The organism is Streptomyces sp. NPDC002754, from assembly GCF_053592315.1.
The window spans coordinates 13,677-33,196 of the sequence record NZ_JBSFVM010000037.1 but is presented as its reverse complement, the minus strand read 5'-3'; the positions used below and the strand labels follow the sequence as shown (position 1 = coordinate 33,196).

Below are 19,520 nucleotides of genomic sequence, written 5' to 3'. Positions count from 1 at the left end.
GCCACCGCCACTGAGCCGCTAGACGGACACGCGAAAGCGGTGCCGGTACGCCGTCGGTGTCGTGTCGAGCTGCCGGCGAAAGGCCCGCACCAGCGTGTCCGTCGTGCCGAAACCGCAGGTGGAGGCGATCCGGCCGAGCGTGTCCTCGGACGATTCCAATCGCTGGCGGGCCCGCTCGACGCGCGCCGACTCGACGTACGCGCTCGGTGTCGTGCCCAGTTCGGACCTGAAGATCCGGGTGAGCTGGCGCTCGCTGACGTGGGCGCGTGCCGCGAGGTCCGCGACGGTGAGCGGTTCGTCGAGGTTCAGGGTGATGTGCTGGCGCAGGTCCTCCACGCGCCGCGTGGTGGAGGCCTGTGCCAGCGGCACGCTGAACTGGCTCTGACCGCTCGGCCGCTTCAGGTACATCACGAGCTGTCGCGCCACCCGCAGCGCCGTCGGCTCCCCGAGGTCGTCGGCCACCAGGGCGAGGGACAGGTCGAGGCAGGAACTGATGCCGGCCCCCGTCCAGATGTCTCCCTCCCGGATGAAGATCGGATCGGGGTCGACGTCGATCTCCGGGTGCTCGTCCGCCAGTTGGCGCGCGGTCGACCAGTGGGTGGTGGCCCGCCTGCCGTCGAGCAGCCCGGCCGCCGCGAGGAGATGAGCCCCGACGCAGACGGAGGCCACCCGCCGCGCCCGCCCCGCGAGCGTCCGTACCCGGTCGACCACCGCGGGGTCCGCGAGGGCGCGCACCCCGAGTTCCGGGTCGGCCTCGACCGAGCCGGGCACCAGGAGGGTGTCGATGCGGCGCACGGCCGCCTCGTCGAAGGTGACATCGGGCAGCACCCGTACGCCCGCAGAGGTCGTCACCGGGTCCATCGTCTCCGCCGCGAGAAGCACTCGGTAACCGGCGCCGCCCTCCCGTCGCACCAGCGCGAACACCTCGGGCGGGCCCGTGACGTCGAGCGTGTCGACGCCCTCGAAGAGAACGATCACGACGAGTCGTTCAGGGGCGGCGGCGGTCACGGTGTCTCCTCCAGGCGATGTTGCGTGATGCTCATGTCCGGATCTGCATGTTAGGTGTCATTGCCGACATGAGGGCAACGCTCGTAGCGTTCCAGGCATGACCTCAACGACTCTGCGCACCCTCAACGGCCTCGACGAGACGCCCGCCTCGCTGGCTGACGCGACGCTGATCCTCGTCGACTACCAGAACACCTACACCCGCGGCGTGATGGAGCTGGAGGGCTGGCGGGACGCCCTCGACAACGCCGCCGCGCTCCTCGCCCGCGCCCGTGCGGCGGGATCGACGATCGTCCACGTCAAGCACGACGGCGGAGAGGGCTCCGCGTACGACGTCCGCGCCGAGATCGGGGAGATCCACCCGGACGTCGCGCCGCTCGAAGGCGAGGCCGTCGTCGTCAAGCCGGCTCCGGACTCCTTCTTCGGCACCGACCTCGGCGAGCGCGTCGACGCGGCCGGGAACAAGGACGTCGTCGTGATCGGCTTCATGTCGCACATGTGCGTGCAGTTCACCGCGCAGGGCGCGTTCCTGCGCGGCAACCGGCCCACCGTGGTCGCCGACGCCTGCGCCACCCGGCCGCTCGCCTCGGTCGGCGGCGTCGAGGTGCCCGCCGAGCAGCTGCACCTCGGCGCGATGGCGACGATCGGCGACCTGTACGGAGTGGTCGTCCCGACGGGGAAGTCCCTGAGCTGACCTCGTACGGCTACGACGAGACCAGCGCCCCCGTGTCCACCGCCGCCGTCGCCGACGCCGCCTGCCGTGCGTCGGACGACACCTCGTCCGCCGTCAGTACGTAGCCCGTCCGGTCGTCCGTCGTGGACCGGGCGAAGACCACTCCGTACACCTCGCCGTCCGTGTCGAGGAGCGGGCCTCCGGAGTTGCCGGGGAGGACCGTGGAGCGGATCGAGTAGATCTCGCGCGTGACGTTGCCGGAGCCGTAGATGTCCTGGCCGGCCGCCTTGATCGTGTCGTCGACCGTGGCGGCCTGGAGGTCGAGGCCGCCGTTCTCCGGGTAGCCCGCGACCACGGCGGCGTCACCGCGCCCGGCCGAGTCGTCGAAGCGCAGGGACGGGGCGTCGAGTCCGGGGACGTAGAGGACCGCCACGTCCTTGTCGGGGTCGAACAGGACGACCCTCGCCTCGTACGCGCGGTCCGTGCCGCCCACCCGGACCGTCGGGTCGTCGATGCCCGCGACCACGTGCGCGTTGGTCATGACGCGCTCTGAGCTGTACACGAAGCCGCTGCCCTCGCGTCCCTGCGTGCCCGACGCGCCTTCGATCTTGACGCTGCTGCGCTGGGCGGCGCCCGTCGCCTTCGCCGTCACGTTGTCCCCGGACGGCTTGGCCACCTTGGCGGGCGGCTCGCTCGCGAACGGGTCGAAGACCTGGGGGAAGCCCGCCGAGGTGAGCGCCCCGGTGGCCTGCGAGAACCAGGACGGGGTCGTCGACGGCATGGTGTGCTGCACCGCGCCGAGCACCGAGGAGTTCCGGATCGCCTGGTTGAGGACCGTGGAGGAGGAGGCGACGAGGACGCTGCCCGCCACCCACGCCACCACCAGGGCGGCCACCGCGGTCGCCGCACCGCCGCCCACCCCGTCGGCCACGCGCAGCGGACCCGGTGCGTGCGACATTCCGCCGCGCACCCGCGCCGCGAGCAGCCCGGCGAGCCCGTGACCCGCGACCGCGGGCACCAGCACCGTGAGGACGGCGACGACCGTGGCCGATGTCGTGCCCGGCGTGACCGTCTCCATCAGGTACGGCAGCAGCCAGACGCCGACGGCCGCACCGCCCACGAACCCGGCCAGCGACACGCAGCCCGCGAGCAGTCCGCGCCGGTAGCCGGAGACGGCGTAGGCGAGGGCCACCACGAGCAGCAGCACGTCGAGTATGTGGAGGTCCATACCGGTAAGAAACGCCCAGGCGCCCCCGATGGTTCCACCACCTGGCCCCCTGTGGCTGACCGCACAGGGCGTGCGGGGCCCAGGGTGGAAGGCGTGCACCTCCTACGGAGAAGGCTGCGATGGCTGCCCGGGGCCCTGGCACTCGGGCTCCTGCTGCTGTGTGCGGCGGCGGTCGACCGGCCCGGGCCCGAGCGCTTCGAGGCCACGGCCCGCGGCGAGCTGCCGGCCGGCGCGGCGCACGTGAAGCGGGCGGCGGCCGTCGGCAGCCGGGTACCGGCGCGGCGCCCCCGGATCGTGCCGCGCTCGCGGTGGCTCGCGAAAGCGCAGACGTACCACCGCGACCCGATCCGCTACGGCGACCGCGTCGAGGCCGTCTTCCTGCACCACACCGACTCGCCGAACGACTACGACTGTGCGGACTCGCCGCGCGTCATCCGCTACCTGTACGCGGGTCAGGCGGGCGGCGGCGCCACGGGCGGCAAGGAGTGGGACGACATCGGCTACAACTTCCTCGTCGACCGCTGCGGGACGGTCTACGAGGGGCGCGCGGGCGGCACCGACCGGCCCGTGATCGGCGCCCACACGCAGGGCTTCAACCGGAACACGGCGGGGATCGCCGCGATCGGCACGTTCACCGAGGGCACGCCGGTGCCGAAGGCGATGACGGACGCGATCGCCGCCGTCTCCGCCTGGAAGCTGGGCCTGGCGGGGATCGACCCGCGCTCGCACGTGCGCCTGGTGTCCAGCAACGACCTGGCCCGCTACCGGACGGGCACGGCCCACGACTTCTACGCGATCTCCGGGCACCGCGACGGCTACGAGACGTTCTGCCCCGGCCTCGCCCTGATGGGGAAGCTGCCCGGGATCAGGGAGCGGGCCGCGGCGCTCCAGAGCCGCGGGTAGCGCGTCACAGGGCCCTACCTCGGCTTGAGCGTGCCGCCGCCGTCCAGCTGGTACTTCTTCCCGTGCAGGTCCGGGCTCGACGCCTTGTCGTACGTCACCGTGTGGCCGTTGCCCACGATCACGTCGGAGACCTTCGCCCCGCCGGCCAGCTCGATGCCGTTCAGCCGCGAGTCACCGGACACGGACCACGTCGTCCTCGGGCCGAGCGTCAGCGACGCCGCTCCCACGATCTTGCCGTCCAGGTCGGCGGAGCCGGTCAGGTCGAGGGTGGCGGAGGATCCCTTCTCCACGGCCACGCTGCCCTTCAGCTTCTCGCCGTCCGCCGTGAACGCCGCCTTCCCGTTGTCCGTGACCCGCAGCAGCTTGCCGTCCTTGGTCTGCACGTCGGCGCCGCCCCTCAACTCGATGTCGGCGTCGGCCTGTTGGACCGCGAAGATGTCACCGTCGGAGGCCTGTACCGCCCCACCGGTCATCCGGAACGAGGTCGCGCCGTCGCCGCGCAGCACCACACCGCCCGCCGCCGCGGACGCCCGGACGTCCTTCAGGGACAGCGAACCCCCGGCCTCCACGGTGAACGCCTCCGAGTTGGCCACGTCGAACAGCGTCTGCGCCAAGGACACGTCGCCCGCCGTCTGCACGCCCGGCGACCCGCAGCCCGCCGAGGTCATCGTGCCGCCGGACACCGTGACCTTCCCGCCGCCGGGCCCCACGGCCACCGGCGCCGCCTGCGCGGCCGCCGTGTCGATCTCCACGTACGTCAGGTCCAGTACGCCCCCGTGCGCGGCCGCCACACCGTGCGAGGAGGCGCCGTGCGTCCTGATGCCGCCCGAGCTGAGCGTGGCCTTCGTACCCTTGCCCGAGGCGAACACGCCGATCGAGCCCTTGCCCTGGGTGGACATCCGGCCGCCGGAGAGCGTGAGGGTGCCGCCGTCGCGGGCGAGCGCCGCCGCGTTGAGGCCGTGCCCGTCGGACGCGGTGACCGAAGAGGTGCCGCCATGCTTGATGATCTTCGCGTCGCGCGTCGTCAGCTTCCCCGAACCGGACACGAGCAGCGCCGACTTGTCGCCCGTCGTCGTCTTGAACTCCTTGTGGGCCTTCGCCTTCACGGTCTTCTTGGTGACCGTGTACCCGGCCTTCGCGCGCGGCTTCGCGTCCGGGCCCTTGTCGTCGGCCGGCCGGTCCGTGGCACAGCGGGCGCCGCTCGCCGTCGCGGCGGGCGAGGCCGTGGGCGGCGGATTGGTCGCCCCGTCGTCGGAGCAGGCGGACAGCGTGGAAAGGGCGAGCGGCAGCAGCAGCACGGAGGCGGTGGCCGCGGCGCGACGGTGTCCCTGGCGGCGCGGGAGTCCCGGGTTCTTCATGCGCCTACGTTCACACCTCACGCCCCGCGAGGCACGCCCGGGGTCCGCGTGGCGCCGGAAGCGTCCAGGATCGGGGCGAAGACGAGCAGGGTCAGGTCGTCCCGCACGCTCCCGGCGAACCGGATGACGTCCCGCCACACCGCGTCCGTCAGCCCGGCCGGATCCTCGCCCGCGAACTGCGGGAGCCGGTCCGCGAGCGGATAGAAATCGCCGTCCCGGTTCCGCGCCTCGGTCACCCCGTCCGACGGCGCGATCAGCCGGTCACCGGGCCGCAGCTCGACCGTGAGGCGCTTCGGCGGCGCGAGCTCCGCGAGGCCGAGGCCGAGCGGCGCACCCGACGGCACGTCCAGCTCGGTCACCCGCCCGCCGCGCAGCAGCAGCGGGTGCGGGTGGCCGCAGCTGATGAGGTGGACGACGGGCGCCTCGCCGGGGGTGGGGTCGGGGAATTCGAGCAGCACCGCCGTCGCGAACAGCTCCGCGTGCTCGTCCTCCGCCGTGTCCACGACGAGCCGCCGGTCGAGCCGCGCCGCCACGCCCTCCAGGTCCGGCTGGTCGAGCACCGCCTCCCGGAACGCGCCGAGCAGCCCGGCCACCGTGCCGACCGCCGACAGACCGTGACCCTGTACGTCGCCGACGACCGCCGTCACGCCCGTCGGACCCTTGCGCACGTCGAAGAGGTCGCCACCGACCAGGGCGCCGCGGTGTGCCGCCCGGTACAGGCCGGCGCAGCGCACGGCGCCGACCCGCTCGGGCAGCGGCGGCAGCACCGCGAACTGGGCGGCCTCCGCGACCGTGCGCACCGAGACCAGCTGCTCGTCCCTGCGGCTGCGCACCAGGGCGATCACCGTGCTGAGCACGGCGACAAGCCCCACCGTCAGCACGTCACTGTCGCCGGGGCGCCCGAAGCCGGTGCGGGGCACTTCGAGGAGCAGGATGACGAGGCCGCCGTACACGGCCGTGGCCGCGGGACCGTACGACAGGGCGGCGAGCGGCGGGATGGCCGCGAGGGGAAACGCGAGCTCGAACCGGTACCCCGTGGGGGCCTGGAGCGCGAACAGCGCCAGGAGCAGCACCACCGGCAGCCATCGCACCCAGCGCGGCGGCGGCGCACCGCGCAGCCGGGCACGCTCCGCCTCGTCTCGGCGGTGCCCCACGGGCCAGGTCATGCCGGCTTCGGCTCCCTTCGCGACGGACGTTCCACCTCACCCTGCTACGAGTCGCCGCCCGTCGCACGCCGTGACCGCGCGCGCCGGACCGGCCTACAGGGGCTGTCCCATCAGCACGTCGTCCACGTACGCCCCGTCGAGCAGCAACTCCCCGGGCAGCACGCCCTCGACGACGAAGCCCTCCGCCTCGTACAGCTTCCGTGCCGGGGTGTTGTGGCCGAGGACGCGCAGCGTGATCCGGCGTGCGCCCTGCCGCCGCGCCAGCTCGATCGCGCCCCGCACCAGGGCCCGGCCGACGCCGCGCCCGCGGGCCGCGTCGGAGACCGCGAGCCCCTGGATCTGCCGCACGTGCGCGGTCGACGCCAGGGGCGTGGGGAGGCCGAGGCGGATGTAGCCGACGAGTCGGCCGGCGAGCTCGGCGACGAGGTGGTCGCGGGGTCCGACACGCTCGTTGAAGAACGGCGTGGGAGCCGGGTCGAGGGGTTTCACCGCGTGCAGATACGACCAGGTCTCCCGGTCGAGGCGGTCGAGCGCCGCCGCGTCCTCGGGGACGGCGAAACGTATGTGGGCCTCGGAGCCCTCGGGGGCTGACATGCGGCCGACTGTACGACGGGCAGGATGGGCCCATGACACGTTTCGTGGTGGCGGGCGCCTCCGGACTCATCGGCTCGGCCCTGGTCCGGTCCCTGACGGACGACGGGCACGACGTGGTGCGCCTGGTGCGGCGCGCCCCACGGGCGGCGGGCGAGGCCCGCTGGGACCCGAAGGAGGGTTACGTCGACACGGACCGGCTCGCCGGCTGCGAGGCGATCGTCAACCTCGCGGGGGCCGGGGTCGGCGACCACCGGTGGACGGCCGCGTACAAGCGGGAGATCCGCGACAGCCGGGTCCTCGGCACGCAGACCCTCGCGCGGGCGGCGGCCGACCTGGACACGCCGCCGCGGGTCTACCTCAACGGCAGCGCGGTCGGCTACTACGGCGACACGGGCGCCCGCACGGTCGACGAATCGGCTCCGGCGGGCGACGGCTTCCTGCCCTCGCTCTGCGTCGAGTGGGAGGCGGCGGCCGCGCCCGCGCACCAGGCGGGCATCCGTACGGTGTTCGCCCGCACCGGCCTCGTCGTCGCGCGCGGCGGGGGCGCCTGGGGCAAGCTCTTCCCGCTGTTCAAGGCGGGGCTCGGCGGGCGCATGGGGGACGGCCGGCAGTACTGGTCGTACATCGCGCTCGACGACCATGTGGAGGCGCTGCGGCACCTCTTGGACACGGACGACCTGGCCGGTCCCGTGAACCTGACGGCGCCGCAGCCGGCGACGAACCGGGAGGTGACGGTGGCGATGGGCCGCGTCCTACGGCGCCCCACGCTGCTGCCGGTGCCGTCCTTCGCCCTTCGCGTGGCTCTCGGGGAGATGGCGGGGGACGTTCTGGGCTCTACGCGGGCGGTCCCCACGCGGCTGCTGGAATCCGGCTTCGAGTTCACCCACCCGGGAGTGGACCAGGCGATCCGGGCAGCATAATCAAGCCCCTGCAGGGGGCACCTCCCAGCGTTAGCTGGGGGAGATTGAGCAGGCCCGTCCGGCAGGACTTTCGGGAATGGCCCCGCCCCCGTGCCGCAGCTAGCCGAACCGGGCCGTCAGCCGCGGGTACGTCCGGGACATCACCCCGTCGTCCTCGAAGTCCAGAGGCGCGCCCTCCGGTTCCGGGGGCGCGGGGGCGAGGCCCAGGTCGGGGGCGACCACCCCGGTCAGCTGCTCGTACGCCTCGTCCGCCGCGTACCCGATCTCCTCACCGTCCCCGTCGACCTCGTCGTCGAAGTCGTCCAGAAGCTCCGCCAACGAGTCCGGATCGTGCAGCGCCCCCTCGAACGTCTCCCGGCCCTGGCCGATCAGCCAGCACCGGAAGTAGTCGAAGGCGTCGTCGCTCGCCCCGTCGAGCAGCACCCACGCCGCGCCCCAAAGGTCCCAGCGGTACGCCCGGTTGTACCGGGACTCGAAGTGCCGCGCGAAGTCGAGCACGAAGTCCGGATCGGACCGCAGCAGCCGCTCGACGAGCAGCTCGGCGTGGTCCTCGGGATCGCCACCCGCGGCCTCACGCGTACTGTCCACGATCTCCCAGAACTCGGTCTCGTCCATCACGGGACCAGCATCGGCCCTGTACCGATGGGGCGCACGCCGAGCGCGGGAGCTGCTCCACTTCGTTATGCATGCACATGCCCACGGCACGCCCGATCGCCGCTCCCGGAGCCCTTGCCCCGTCAGCCGTACCACCCCCGCATCCGCCGCGCGGCCAGCGCGAACCGCTCCCGCAGCGCCACCGGAGCCACCACCTCTGCCTCCGGTCCCAGCGCCATGAGCTGTGTGTACGCCACGTCCTCCGACTCGACCGGCAGTGTCACCGTCACCCGCCCTTCGGCGTCCGCCTCCGCCGCCGACTCCAGGGCCTCGCGCGCGGACGCCGGATCGGTGGCGTACGGCAGTTGACGTACCCCGGAGGACGTGAGCCGCACGACGACCTCCGACCGCAGCAGTGCCCGCGCGAACTGCGCCGCCCGCTCCTCCCAGAACGCGGGCAGGTCGAACGCGTCCTCCCCCTCGGCCCGCCCGAACCGCTCCTCGCCCGGCTCCACGGCCGTGAACCGGTCGACCCGGTACACCCGGAAGGCGTCACCCGGGTCGCCCTCGCTCCCGCGCACCGCCGCCGCCAGGTACCAGACACCCGCCTTGAGCACGAGCCCGTACGGCTCAAGATCCCGCTCCACGTCCTCCTCCGCCCGGCCGCGCGACGTGCGGCGGTAGCGGACCCGCACCACCCTGTCCTCCCACACCGCCTCCGCGATCGCGGGCAGCAGCTCGGGCGTCTGCGGCTCCCGGAACCAGCCGGGCGCGTCCAGATGGAAGCGCTGCGCCGCCGTCCGCGACGCGTCCCGCACGGAGGGCAGCAGGGCCGCCGACACCTTCAGGTGCGCCGCCGACGCCGCGTCCTCCAGACCCATCTCGCGCAGCGCCCCCGGCACCCCCGACAGGAACAGCGCCTCCGCCTCGCCGCGCGCGAGCCCCGTGAGCCGCGTCCGGTACCCGCCGATCAGCCGGTACCCACCGGCCCGCCCCCGGTCCGCGTACACCGGGACCCCGGCCTCGCTGAGCGCCTGTGCGTCCCGCGTCACCGTCCGCTCGGACACCTCGAGCTCGCGCGCCAGCTCGGCCGCGGTCATGGAGGGCCGGGACTGGAGCAACAGCACCATCTTGATCAGGCGGGCAGCACGCATACGGTCATCATGAACCGCCCCACTGACAACGGACCCCGCTCAGACCGCTCAGACCGCTCAGACCGCTCAGACCGCGAAGCGCATCACGGAGAACGCCGCGCCCTGCGGATCCGCGAGCATCGCGAACCGGCCCGGCTCGATGTCCGTGGGCGCCACCAGGATCTGCCCGGACAGCTCCGTGCAGCGTTCGGCCACCGCGTCGACATGGTCCACGGAGACGTACAGGTTCCAGTGCGAGGGCACGTCGGGCGGGAACTGTCCGGTCGACATGTCGACCATGCCGCCGAAGGGCTCGTCGGCGACGCTCCACTCCGTGTATCCCTCGTGCCGCCGCGCGCCCCATCCCAGCACCGACTGGTAGAAGTCCACCGCGCCCGCCCCGTCCCGCGTGAGCAGCTCGAACCAGCAGAAGCTGCTCGGCACGTTCACCACCTCGAACCCGGAGTGCTCCCGCGGCTCCCACAGGCCGAACGCCGCGCCCGCCGGGTCCTGGCAGATCGCGAGCCTGCCCTGGTTCCGCACGCCCCGCGGAGCCGCCACGACCCGGCCGTCGTTGCCGCCCACGCGCGAGGTCACCGCGTCGATACCGCTGGACTGGAAGTACGGCAGCCACGCCGCGGGCTGATGCCTGTTCAGCACCGGGCCGACCCCGGCGACCTGCGGCCCGTCCGGGCTGTCCAGGGCGAACATGCTGTAGCCGCCGTCCTCGGGAGCGTCGGCCGCCCGCGAACTCCAGCCGAACAGCGCCTCGTAGAAGACGCGCGCCGCGGGCGGATCGGGCGTGGACAGATCGGCCCAGCAGGGCGCGGAGGGAGTCTTGGAGATCTTCACAGAAGTACGCCTCTCCTCATCGAGCCTTATCGAGCCTCATCGAGTCGCGCCTCCCACAGCGCGAACGGCCCCCGGGATCGAACGCGTCCATTCACGCACGCGTGCCCCGCCCCGGCAATCGGGACGGGGCACGCACGCGTACCTGCCTGGGAGGCCTTACAGGCCGTAGCGCTCGCGCGCCTCCTTCACGGCCGTCGCCTTGACCTCGCCGCGGCGGGCGAGCTGGGCGAGGGCCGCGACGACGATCGACTCGGCGTCGACGCCGAAGTGGCGACGGGCGTCCTCGCGGGTGTCGGAGAGGCCGAAGCCGTCCGCACCGAGCGAGGTGTAGTCCTGCTCGACCCACTGCGCGATCTGGTCGGGGACCTGGCGCATGTAGTCGGAGACGGCCAGGACCGGGCCCTCGGCGCCCTGAAGCGCCTGGCGGAGATACGGCACCCGCTCCTCGCCGTTCAGCAGCGCCTCGTCGGCGTCGAGAGCCTCGCGGCGCAGCTCGGTCCAGGAGGTCGCGGACCACACGTCGGCGGCCACGCCGAAGTCCTCGGCGAGCAGCTGCTGCGCCTTGAGCGCCCAGTGGATCGCCGTACCGGAACCGATGAGGTTGGTGCGCGGGGCGTTCGCGGCCGGCGAGAGACCGGCGGTCTCCGCGGTGTTGAAGCGGTAGAGGCCCTTGATGATCTGCTCGTCGAGACCGTCCACGGCCGGCTTGGCCGGCTGCGGCATCGGCTCGTTGTAGACCGTCAGGTAGTAGAAGACATCCTGGTCCTCGCCCGGCTTGGCCTCGCCGTACATCCGGCGCAGGCCCTCCTTCATGACGACCGCGATCTCGTAGGCGAACGCCGGGTCGTAGGAGAGAGCCGCCGGGTTGGTGGCCGCGATCATCGGCGAGTGGCCGTCCGCGTGCTGGAGACCCTCACCGGTGAGCGTCGTGCGACCGGCGGTGGCGCCGACGACGAAGCCGCGGCCCATCTGGTCGCCGAGCTGCCAGAACTGGTCGCCGGTGCGCTGCCAGCCGAACATCGAGTAGAAGATGTACAGCGGGATCATCTGCTCGCCGTGCGTCGAGTACGACGTGGCGGCGGCGATGAAGTCCGCGAGCGAACCGGCCTCGTTGATCCCCTCGTTGAGGATCTGGCCGGACTCGGACTCCTTGTAGTACATGAGCTGGTCGCGGTCGACCGGGTCGTACGTCTGGCCCTTGGGCGAGTACAGACCCAGCGACGGGAACAGCGACTCCATGCCGAAGGTGCGCGCCTCGTCGGGAATGATCGGCACCCAGCGCTTGCCGGACGTCTTGTCCCGTACGAGGTCCTTCAGGAGGCGTACGAGCGCCATCGTCGAGGCGACGGACTGCGTGCCGGAACCCTTGTCGAACGAGGCGAACGCCTTGTCCGCAGGCGCGGGCAGCGGCGCGAGCGGCTGCGTACGACGGGCCGGAGCGGGGCCACCCAGGGCGGCGCGACGCTCGGAGAGGTAGCGCAGCTCGGGGGAGTCCTCGGCGGGACGCGCGTACGGGACGACGCCGTCCTCGAACTCGCTGTCCGGGATCGGCAGGTCAAGGAGGTCACGCATGTCCTTGAACTCGTCGATCGTCAGCTTCTTCATCTGGTGGTTGGCGTTCTTGGACTCGAAGCCCTTGCCGAGCGTGAAGCCCTTCACCGTCTGGGTGAGGATCACGGTCGGCTTGCCCTTGTGCTCGACGGCCGCCTTGTACGCCGCGTACACCTTGCGGGGCTCGTGGCCGCCGCGCGAGGTGTGGAAGCACTCGGAGACCTTGTCGTCCGACAGCACCTTGGCCATCTCGACGAGCGCCGGGTCGGTGCCGAAGAAGTTCTCACGGATGTAGGCGACGTCGCGCGTCTGGTACGTCTGGAACTGGGCGTCCGGGACCTCGCGCAGGCGGCGCAGGAGGGCGCCGGTGGTGTCGAGCTGGAAGAGCTCGTCCCAGGCATTGCCCCACATGGACTTGATGACGTTCCAGCCGGAGCCGAGGAACTGGGCCTCCAGCTCCTGCACCACGCGGAAGTTCGGACGGACCGGGCCGTCGAGGCGCTGCAGGTTGCAGTTGATGACGAAGGTCAGGTTGTCCAGACCCTCGCGGGCGGCGAGCGTGAGCGCCGAGGTCGACTCGGGCTCGTCCATCTCGCCGTCGCCGAGGAACGCCCAGACGTGCGAGTTCGACGTGTCCTTGATGTTCCGCGCGCTCAGGTAGCGGTTGAACCGCGCCTGGTAGATGGCGGACAGCGGGCCGAGGCCCATGGACACCGTCGGGAACTCCCACAGCCAGGGGAGACGACGCGGGTGCGGGTACGACGGCAGGCCGTTGCCACCCGCCTCGCGGCGGAAGTTGTCGAGCTGCTGCTCGGAGAGGCGGCCGTCGAGGAACGCGCGGGCGTAGATGCCGGGCGAGGCGTGGCCCTGGATGTAGAGCTGGTCGCCCGAGCCGTCGCCCTCCTTGCCGCGGAAGAAGTGGTTGAAGCCGGTCTCGTACAGCCAGGCTGCCGAGGCGAACGTGGCGATGTGGCCGCCGACGCCGTGTTTCGAGCCACGGGTCACCATCGCGGCCGCGTTCCAGCGGTTGTACGCGGTGATCCTGGCTTCCATCGCCTCGTCGCCCGGGAACTCCGGCTCGGCGGCGGTGGGGATGGAGTTGAGGTAGCCCGTCTCAAGAAGCTTCGGCAGCGCCAGGCCGCCCGCCTCGGCGCCTTCCAGGGTGCGCCGCATCAGGTACGCGGCCCGGTGTGGCCCGGCCGCCTTGGTGACGGCGTCCAGGGAGGCCCGCCATTCGGCGGTCTCCTCGGGGTCACGGTCCGGGAGCTGGTCGAGCTCGCTCGGCTGGATGCGCATGGGGTCGGTCATAGTCGCCGCACGCCTTCCTGAGTCGAAGGGGGTGGGGTGGGGGTGCCCTTGTCTTTGGCAGGACAGGGCGAGGTCCCGGTAGAGACCCGTCGGTGACTGTAACTCCCTGATCGATGATCGATCAAAGGATTCACCCCCAAAACTTCTTCAGATCAAGAAAGTCGGCACAGGGTGTCTGTGCTGGGGGCGCAAACTTGGCACGGAGTGCCTGGTCAGAGAAGCGGACCGTGACCTCTCATGCGCGCGGCGCACACCCCAGTACGTGAGCCTTCACCAAGGCCGCGATCTCGGGGTCACGTCGCCGGAACGCGGCGACGAGATCGGCGTGCTCCTCCGCGTACGACTGCTGCACGGTGCCCAGCCAGCGGATGGACAGCGCGGTGAAGACCTCGATGCCGAGCCCCTCCCACGTGTGCAGCAGTACCGAATTGTCCGCCGCCCGCACCAGCGCCCGGTGGAAGGCGACCGTGTGCCGCACCTGCGCGGTCCCGTCGGCCTCCTGGTCCGCCCTGTAGAGCGCCTCTACGTGGGGTTCAAGGGCCGAGCAGTCGTCGGCGAGCCCGTCGGCCGCCAGCTCCGCCGCGATGGCCTCCAGGCCCGCCCTGACGGGGTAGGACTCCTCCAGGTCCGCCGCGGAGAGGTTCCGTACGCGCACGCCCTTGTTCGGCGCCGACTCGATGAGCCGCAGCGACTCCAGCTCCCGCAGCGCCTCCCGCACCGGGGTCTGCGAGACCTCCAGCTCGGTCGCGATCCGGCGCTCCACGATGCGCTCGCCCGGCTTCCAGCGGCCGCTGACGATCCCCTCGACGATGTGCTCGCGGATCTGATCGCGAAGCGAGTGGACGACGGGCGCGGTCATGGGGGCTCCTTGGCAGGGTGGACCCGGTGGGTCGGCGGGGACCCTTAGACAATACGGCCGCTGCCCTGGCCGGACGGGGTACGGCCGCGCATGCGACGGGTGATGCCGGTTACAGAGAGCGTTTGTCGGGGCGGGGTCCGGGCGGGCTACAGAAGGGGGTGCCCGCCCGGGCACGCGACTACGCACGCGCGCGTACGACGGCGCCCCCGACCGGAGGCTTCCGGTCGGGGGCGCCGTCGTGCACCTGCTGTCCTTACAGACCGAGCTCGGCGGTGAACTCGCCGGCCTCGAGGATCTGCTTGACCGTCGTCAGGTAGCGGGCGGCGTCCGCGCCGTCCACCAGACGGTGGTCGTAGGAGAGCGTCACGTACGTCATGTCACGGACGGCGATGGTGTCGCCGAGCTCCGGGTCGGAGATGACGACCGGGCGCTTGACCGTGGCACCGATGCCCAGGATGGCGACCTGGTTCGGCGGGACGATGACGGTGTCGAAGAGGGCGCCGCGCGATCCCGTGTTGGAGATCGTGAAGGTCGCGCCGGACAGGTCGTCCGGGGCGATCTTGTTGTTACGGACCTTGTCGGCCAGCTCGGCGGTCTTCTTGGCGATGCCCGCGATGTTGAGGTCACCCGCGCCCTTGATGACCGGGGTCATCAAGCCCTTCTCCGAGTCGACGGCGATGCCGACGTTCTCGGAGTCGAAGTAGGTGATGGTGCCCTCGTCGTAGTTCAGGCGGGCGTTGATGACCGGGTGGGCCTTCAGTGCCTGGACGGCGGCCTTGACGAAGAACGGCATCGGGGAGAGCTTGACGCCCTCGCGGGCCGCGAAGCCGGTCTTGGCCTTGTTGCGCAGCTTCATCAGCTTGGTGATGTCGACCTCGATGACCGAGGACAGCTGAGCCTGCTCCTGCAGCGCCTTGTGCATGTTGTCCGCGATGGCCTTGCGGATGCGCGGCAGCTTGACCGTCTGGCCACGCAGCGGCGAGGCCTCCAGGGTCGGGGCCTTCGGCGCGGCGGCGGCAGCCGGGGCGGCCGGGGCCTGCGCCTTGGCGGCCTCGGCGGCGGCGGTCACGTCCTGCTTGCGGATGCGGCCACCGACGCCGGTGCCCTTGACCGTGGACAGGTCGACGCCGTGCTCGGAGGCGAGCTTGCGCACCAGCGGGGTCACGTAGGCGCCCTCGTCGGCCGGGGTGACCGGCGCGGCGGGGGTGGCCGGCGCGGACGGGGCGACGGGAGCCGGAGCCGGAGCGGCCGGCGCGGGGGCCGGAGCAGCGGGGGCGGCGGGCGCGGCCGGGGCAGCCGGAGCCGCGGGGGCGGCCGGGGCCGGGGCCGGGGCGGGCTCGGCGGCCGGAGCCGGAGCGGCGGCCGGGGCGGCCGGAGCCGGGGTCTCGGCGGTGGCCGGGGCGGCGCCCGGGGCACCGATGACGGCGAGCTTGGCGCCGACCTCGGCGGTCTCGTCCTCGGCGACGGAGATCTCCAGGAGAACACCGGCGACGGGGGAGGGGATCTCGGTGTCGACCTTGTCGGTCGAGACCTCGAGCAGCGGCTCGTCCTCCGCGACCTCCTCGCCGACCTCCTTCAGCCAGCGGGTGACGGTGCCCTCGGTGACCGACTCGCCCAGTGCGGGCAGCACGACGTCGGTACCGGAGGCGCCACCGGCCGGGGCGGCGGGGGCGGCAGCGGGGGCCGGCTCGGCGGCGGGGGCCGGAGCCTCCTGGGCCGGGGCGGGCTCGGCGGCCGGGGCCTCGGCGGCGGCCGGGGCGGGCTGCTCGGCGGCGGGGGCGCCCGAGCCGTCGTCGATGACGGCCAGCTCGGCGCCGACCTCGACGGTCTCGTCCTCGGCGACCTTGATGGAAGCGAGCACACCGGCTGCGGGGGAGGGGATCTCGGTGTCGACCTTGTCGGTCGAGACCTCGAGCAGCGGCTCGTCGACCTCGACGCGCTCGCCCTCGGCCTTCAGCCAGCGGGTGACAGTGCCCTCGGTGACGCTCTCACCGAGCGCCGGAAGGGATACGGAAACCGGCATGGTGTCGGTTGCTCCTTAACGATGTGCAATGCGCGGCAACGCAGTGCGGAAGTCTGTGGTGGTCGGTCGTCGCGCCCGGATGCGACAGGGGCGTGGCTCAGTCGTGCGAGTGCAGCGGCTTGCCCGCGAGGGCCAGGTGGGCCTCGCCCATCGCCTCGTTCTGCGTCGGGTGGGCGTGGATGAGCTGCGCGACCTCGGCCGGCAGCGCCTCCCAGTTGTAGATCAGCTGGGCTTCGCCGACCTGCTCGCCCATGCGGTCGCCGACCATGTGGACGCCGACCACGGCACCGTCCTTGACCTGCACGAGCTTGATCTCGCCCGTGGTCTTCAGGATCTTGGACTTGCCGTTGCCCGCAAGGTTGTACTTCAGAGCGACGACCTTGTCCGCACCGTAGACCTCCTTGGCCTTGGCCTCGGTGATGCCGACGGAGGCGACCTCCGGGTGGCAGTAGGTCACGCGCGGGACGCCGTCGTAGTCGACCGGAACCGGGTTCAGGCCGGCAAGACGCTCCGCCACCAGGATGCCCTCGGCGAAGCCGACGTGCGCGAGCTGGAGGGTCGGGGCGAGGTCACCGACGGCCGAGATGGTCTCCACGTTGGTCTGCATGTACTCGTCGACGAGCACGAAGCCACGGTCCATGGCCACGCCCTGCTCCTCGTAGCCGAGGCCCTGGGAGACCGGGCCGCGACCGATGGCGACGAGGAGGACCTCGGCGTCGAAGGTCTTGCCGTCGGCGAGGGTCACGCGGACGCCGTCCTGCGTGTACTCGGCCTTCTCGAAGAACGTGCCGAGGTTGAACTTGATGCCGCGCTTGCGGAAGGCGCGCTCCAGGATCTTGGAGCTGTTCTCGTCCTCGACCGGGACGAGGTGCTTGAGGCCCTCGATGACCGTGACGTCGGTGCCGAAGGACTTCCACGCCGAGGCGAACTCGACGCCGATGACGCCGCCGCCCAGCACGATCGCGGACTGCGGGACGCGGTCCAGCTTCAGCGCGTGGTCCGAGGAGATGATGCGGTTGCCGTCGATCTCCAGGCCCGGCAGCGACTTCGGCACGGAGCCGGTCGCGAGGAGCACGTGGCGACCCTGGACGCGCTGGCCGCCCACGTCCACGGACGTCGGGGAGGAGAGCTTGCCCTCGCCCTCGATGTACGTCACCTTGCGCGAGGCCACGAGGCCCTGCAGGCCCTTGTACAGGCCGGAGATCACGTCGTCCTTGTACTTGTGGACGGCGTTCATGTCGATGCCATCGAAGGTGGCCTTGACACCGAACTGCTCGGACTCGCGCGCCTGGTCCGCGATCTCACCGGCGTGCAGCAGAGCCTTCGTGGGGATGCAGCCGTTGTGCAGGCAGGTGCCGCCGAGCTTGTTCTTCTCGATCAGTGCGACGTCCAGGCCCAGCTGCGCTCCGCGCAGGGCCGCGGCATAACCGCCGCTACCGCCGCCGAGGATCACTAGGTCGAAAACGGTGCTGGCGTCGTTCGCCACGTCACGTCCTCCATGCATGTGCGCCGTACGCCGGTCTTCGCCGACCGGGCGGCGGTGTGTTCGGCCGCTCGTTCTTTCGGCCCTGAATGAGGGCCCTGTCCTGCCGTACCCCATCCTCGCACTTGTCGGCGGCAGTCGGGACGTCGGGCTCCGGGGTGAGACGGCTGTTACACCGGAAACAGCCATGACAAGCGGGGACAAACACGCGAATTTCATTCAAAGCGAACAGCCCCCGGTGCCGTGCACCGGGGGCTGTTCAGCGGTTTCGTGCTGTCGGCGACGCTCAGCCGAGGTCGCCGGCCGCCGTCCGCTCCGCGAGCCGGACGAGGGTGCGGACCGCGGAACCCGTGCCGCCCTTCGGCGTGTAACCGAACGGGGCCGACTCGTTGAAGGCCGGTCCCGCGATGTCGAGGTGGGCCCACGTGATGCCCTCGCCGACGAACTCCTGCAGGAACAGTCCCGCGACCAGGCCGCCGCCCATCCGCGCGCCCATGTTCGCGATGTCGGCGGTCGATGAGTCCATGCCCTTGAGCAGCTCGGCCGGGAGCGGCATCGGCCAGGCCGGCTCGCCCACCTCCTCGGCCGCCTCGTGGAGCGAGCCGCGGAAGGCGTCGTCGTTGGACATGATGGCGAAGGTGCGGGCGCCGAGCGCCATCATCATCGCGCCGGTCAGCGTCGCGACGTCGACGATCGCGTCCGGGGCCTCCTCGGAGGCCTTGGCGATGGCGTCGGCGAGCACGAGGCGGCCCTCGGCGTCGGTGTTCAGGACCTCGACCGTCTTGCCCGAGTACATGCGCAGCACGTCGCCGGGGCGGGTGGCCGAGCCCGACGGCATGTTCTCGGCGAGCGCCAGCCAGCCCGTGACGTTCACTTCGAGCCCGAGGCGGGCCGCGGAGACGACGGCGGCGAACACGGCGGCGGCGCCGGCCATGTCGCACTTCATCGTCTCGTTGTGACCGGCCGGCTTCAGCGAGATGCCGCCCGAGTCGTAGGTGATGCCCTTGCCGACGAAGGCGAGGTGCTTCGCGTTCTTGCCCGCCTTGGCGCTCTTGTACGAGAGCTTCACCAGGCGCGGGGCCGAGGCGGAACCGGCGCCGACGCCGAGGATGCCGCCGAAGCCGCCCTTCTCCAGGGCCTTCTCGTCGAGCACCTGCACCTTGATGCCGTGCTCCTTGGCCGCGGCCTGGGCGACGGCGGCGAAGGACTCCGGGTTCAGGTCGTTCGGCGGGGTGTTGACCAGGTCGCGGGCGCGGTTGAGCTCCTCGGCCACCGCGGTGGCGCGCTCGATCGCCGCCTTGTACGCCTTGTCGCGGGGCTTGCCGCCGAGGATCGCGATCTCGGCGAGCGGCGCCTTGCCGTTCTTCGGGGTCCCCTTGTCGTCGGAGACCTCCTTGTACGTGTCGAAGGAGTACGCGCCGAGCAGCGCGCCCTCCGCGATCGCACCGGCGTCCTCGGCGTCGTCGACCGGCAGCGCGAACGCGGCCTTCTTCGTCCCGGCCAGGGCGCGGGCCGCGGCACCGGCGGCGCGGCGCAGCGCCTCGCTGTCGTACGCGTCACCCTTCTCGGGCTCGCCGCCGAGACCGACCGCCAGCACGATCGGCGCCTTGAGGCCGGACGGCGCGGGGAGCTTGGTCGCCTCGCCCTCGCCGCCACTGGCGCCGAGGGCCTCCAGGACGGAACCGAGCTTTCCGTCGTACGCCTTGTCCACGGCTTCCGCGCCGTGCGCGACGACGGGGCCCTTGTCGCCCTTGACGACGCCGACGACGATCACGTCGGCGCGCAGGCCGGTCGCCGCGGCGGTGCTGAGAGTCAGAGCAGTCACGGTGGTGAGGTCCCTCTTTCATCGGTGGGGCCGGCTTCTTTGCCG

The 19,520-nt window shown here is 71.9% G+C and carries 16 protein-coding genes; 3 read left to right on the top strand and 13 right to left on the bottom strand.

Annotation, left to right across the window (positions count from 1 at the left end):
• Window positions 1–18: 18 nt before the first annotated feature.
• Entirely contained in the window at window positions 19–1,008 is a 990-nt protein-coding gene (locus tag ACWD2L_RS36795) for a GlxA family transcriptional regulator (protein ID WP_351342125.1), read from the bottom strand.
• A gap of 97 nt (window positions 1,009–1,105) precedes the next feature.
• Here ACWD2L_RS36795 and ACWD2L_RS36790 point away from each other — a divergent pair, with 97 nt between their 5' ends.
• Window positions 1,106–1,699 carry a cysteine hydrolase family protein gene (locus ACWD2L_RS36790; protein WP_351342123.1) on the top strand — a complete coding sequence of 198 codons (594 nt, stop codon included), beginning with the start codon at window positions 1,106–1,108 and terminating at the stop codon, window positions 1,697–1,699.
• A 10-nt stretch (window positions 1,700–1,709) separates the two neighbouring features.
• Here ACWD2L_RS36790 and ACWD2L_RS36785 read toward each other — a convergent pair whose 3' ends face one another.
• Complete coding sequence (locus ACWD2L_RS36785) at window positions 1,710–2,906, bottom strand: MarP family serine protease (RefSeq protein WP_351342121.1); 1,197 nt, start codon at window positions 2,904–2,906, stop codon at window positions 1,710–1,712.
• A gap of 93 nt (window positions 2,907–2,999) precedes the next feature.
• Here ACWD2L_RS36785 and ACWD2L_RS36780 point away from each other — a divergent pair, with 93 nt between their 5' ends.
• Complete coding sequence (locus ACWD2L_RS36780; RefSeq protein WP_351342119.1) at window positions 3,000–3,809, top strand: peptidoglycan recognition protein family protein; 810 nt, start codon at window positions 3,000–3,002, stop codon at window positions 3,807–3,809.
• A gap of 14 nt (window positions 3,810–3,823) precedes the next feature.
• On the opposite strand, the gene ACWD2L_RS36775 is transcribed toward ACWD2L_RS36780, so the two are convergent.
• From ACWD2L_RS36775 to ACWD2L_RS36765, 3 genes are all read right to left on the bottom strand, one after another.
• Window positions 3,824–5,167: a hypothetical protein gene (locus ACWD2L_RS36775; protein WP_351342117.1), complete on the bottom strand. Its 1,344-nt coding sequence runs from the start codon at window positions 5,165–5,167 to the stop codon at window positions 3,824–3,826.
• A 17-nt stretch (window positions 5,168–5,184) separates the two neighbouring features.
• Entirely contained in the window at window positions 5,185–6,333 is a 1,149-nt protein-coding gene (locus ACWD2L_RS36770; protein WP_351342115.1) for a PP2C family protein-serine/threonine phosphatase, read from the bottom strand.
• 93 nt (window positions 6,334–6,426) lie between these two features.
• Entirely contained in the window at window positions 6,427–6,927 is a 501-nt protein-coding gene (locus ACWD2L_RS36765) for a GNAT family N-acetyltransferase (RefSeq protein WP_351342113.1), read from the bottom strand.
• A gap of 32 nt (window positions 6,928–6,959) precedes the next feature.
• Between ACWD2L_RS36765 and ACWD2L_RS36760 the strand changes: the two genes are divergently transcribed.
• A complete protein-coding gene (locus ACWD2L_RS36760; protein ID WP_351342111.1) occupies window positions 6,960–7,847 on the top strand; it encodes a TIGR01777 family oxidoreductase in 888 nt (295 codons plus the stop codon).
• A gap of 99 nt (window positions 7,848–7,946) precedes the next feature.
• On the opposite strand, the gene ACWD2L_RS36755 is transcribed toward ACWD2L_RS36760, so the two are convergent.
• From ACWD2L_RS36755 to ACWD2L_RS36720, 8 genes are all read right to left on the bottom strand, one after another.
• On the bottom strand, window positions 7,947–8,462 hold the full coding sequence (locus ACWD2L_RS36755; RefSeq protein WP_351342131.1) for a DUF4240 domain-containing protein: 516 nt from the start codon (window positions 8,460–8,462) through the stop codon (window positions 7,947–7,949).
• A gap of 122 nt (window positions 8,463–8,584) precedes the next feature.
• Window positions 8,585–9,595, bottom strand: a complete 1,011-nt coding sequence (locus ACWD2L_RS36750; RefSeq protein ID WP_351342109.1) for a helix-turn-helix transcriptional regulator — start codon at window positions 9,593–9,595, stop codon at window positions 8,585–8,587.
• A 66-nt stretch (window positions 9,596–9,661) separates the two neighbouring features.
• Entirely contained in the window at window positions 9,662–10,426 is a 765-nt protein-coding gene (locus ACWD2L_RS36745; RefSeq protein ID WP_351342107.1) for a VOC family protein, read from the bottom strand.
• Between the two features lie 156 nt (window positions 10,427–10,582).
• Complete coding sequence (aceE, locus tag ACWD2L_RS36740; RefSeq protein ID WP_351342105.1) at window positions 10,583–13,285, bottom strand: pyruvate dehydrogenase (acetyl-transferring), homodimeric type; 2,703 nt, start codon at window positions 13,283–13,285, stop codon at window positions 10,583–10,585.
• A 235-nt stretch (window positions 13,286–13,520) separates the two neighbouring features.
• Entirely contained in the window at window positions 13,521–14,144 is a 624-nt protein-coding gene (locus tag ACWD2L_RS36735) for a GntR family transcriptional regulator (RefSeq protein WP_351342103.1), read from the bottom strand.
• Window positions 14,145–14,397: 253 nt separating this feature from the next.
• Window positions 14,398–16,167, bottom strand: coding sequence for a 2-oxoglutarate dehydrogenase, E2 component, dihydrolipoamide succinyltransferase (sucB, locus tag ACWD2L_RS36730; protein WP_451193264.1), 1,770 nt, complete (start codon window positions 16,165–16,167; stop codon window positions 14,398–14,400).
• A 97-nt stretch (window positions 16,168–16,264) separates the two neighbouring features.
• On the bottom strand, window positions 16,265–17,653 hold the full coding sequence (lpdA, locus tag ACWD2L_RS36725; RefSeq protein ID WP_351342099.1) for a dihydrolipoyl dehydrogenase: 1,389 nt from the start codon (window positions 17,651–17,653) through the stop codon (window positions 16,265–16,267).
• Window positions 17,654–17,936: 283 nt separating this feature from the next.
• On the bottom strand, window positions 17,937–19,475 hold the full coding sequence (locus ACWD2L_RS36720) for a leucyl aminopeptidase (RefSeq protein ID WP_351342097.1): 1,539 nt from the start codon (window positions 19,473–19,475) through the stop codon (window positions 17,937–17,939).
• Window positions 19,476–19,520: the final 45 nt, after the last annotated feature.

Bases quoted from the DNA above. Each gene is read 5' to 3' on its own strand.
- ACWD2L_RS36790 (WP_351342123.1), top strand. From the start codon at position 1,106: ATGACCTCAACGACTCTGCGCACCCTCAACGGCCTCGACGAGACGCCC.
- ACWD2L_RS36785 (WP_351342121.1), bottom strand. From the start codon at position 2,906: ATGGACCTCCACATACTCGACGTGCTGCTGCTCGTGGTGGCCCTCGCC.
- ACWD2L_RS36775 (WP_351342117.1), bottom strand. From the start codon at position 5,167: ATGAAGAACCCGGGACTCCCGCGCCGCCAGGGACACCGTCGCGCCGCG.
- ACWD2L_RS36770 (WP_351342115.1), bottom strand. From the start codon at position 6,333: ATGACCTGGCCCGTGGGGCACCGCCGAGACGAGGCGGAGCGTGCCCGG.
- ACWD2L_RS36765 (WP_351342113.1), bottom strand. From the start codon at position 6,927: ATGTCAGCCCCCGAGGGCTCCGAGGCCCACATACGTTTCGCCGTCCCC.
- ACWD2L_RS36760 (WP_351342111.1), top strand. From the start codon at position 6,960: ATGACACGTTTCGTGGTGGCGGGCGCCTCCGGACTCATCGGCTCGGCC.
- ACWD2L_RS36755 (WP_351342131.1), bottom strand. From the start codon at position 8,462: ATGGACGAGACCGAGTTCTGGGAGATCGTGGACAGTACGCGTGAGGCC.
- ACWD2L_RS36750 (WP_351342109.1), bottom strand. From the start codon at position 9,595: ATGCGTGCTGCCCGCCTGATCAAGATGGTGCTGTTGCTCCAGTCCCGG.
- aceE (WP_351342105.1), bottom strand. From the start codon at position 13,285: ATGACCGACCCCATGCGCATCCAGCCGAGCGAGCTCGACCAGCTCCCG.
- ACWD2L_RS36735 (WP_351342103.1), bottom strand. From the start codon at position 14,144: ATGACCGCGCCCGTCGTCCACTCGCTTCGCGATCAGATCCGCGAGCAC.
- sucB (WP_451193264.1), bottom strand. From the start codon at position 16,167: ATGCCGGTTTCCGTATCCCTTCCGGCGCTCGGTGAGAGCGTCACCGAG.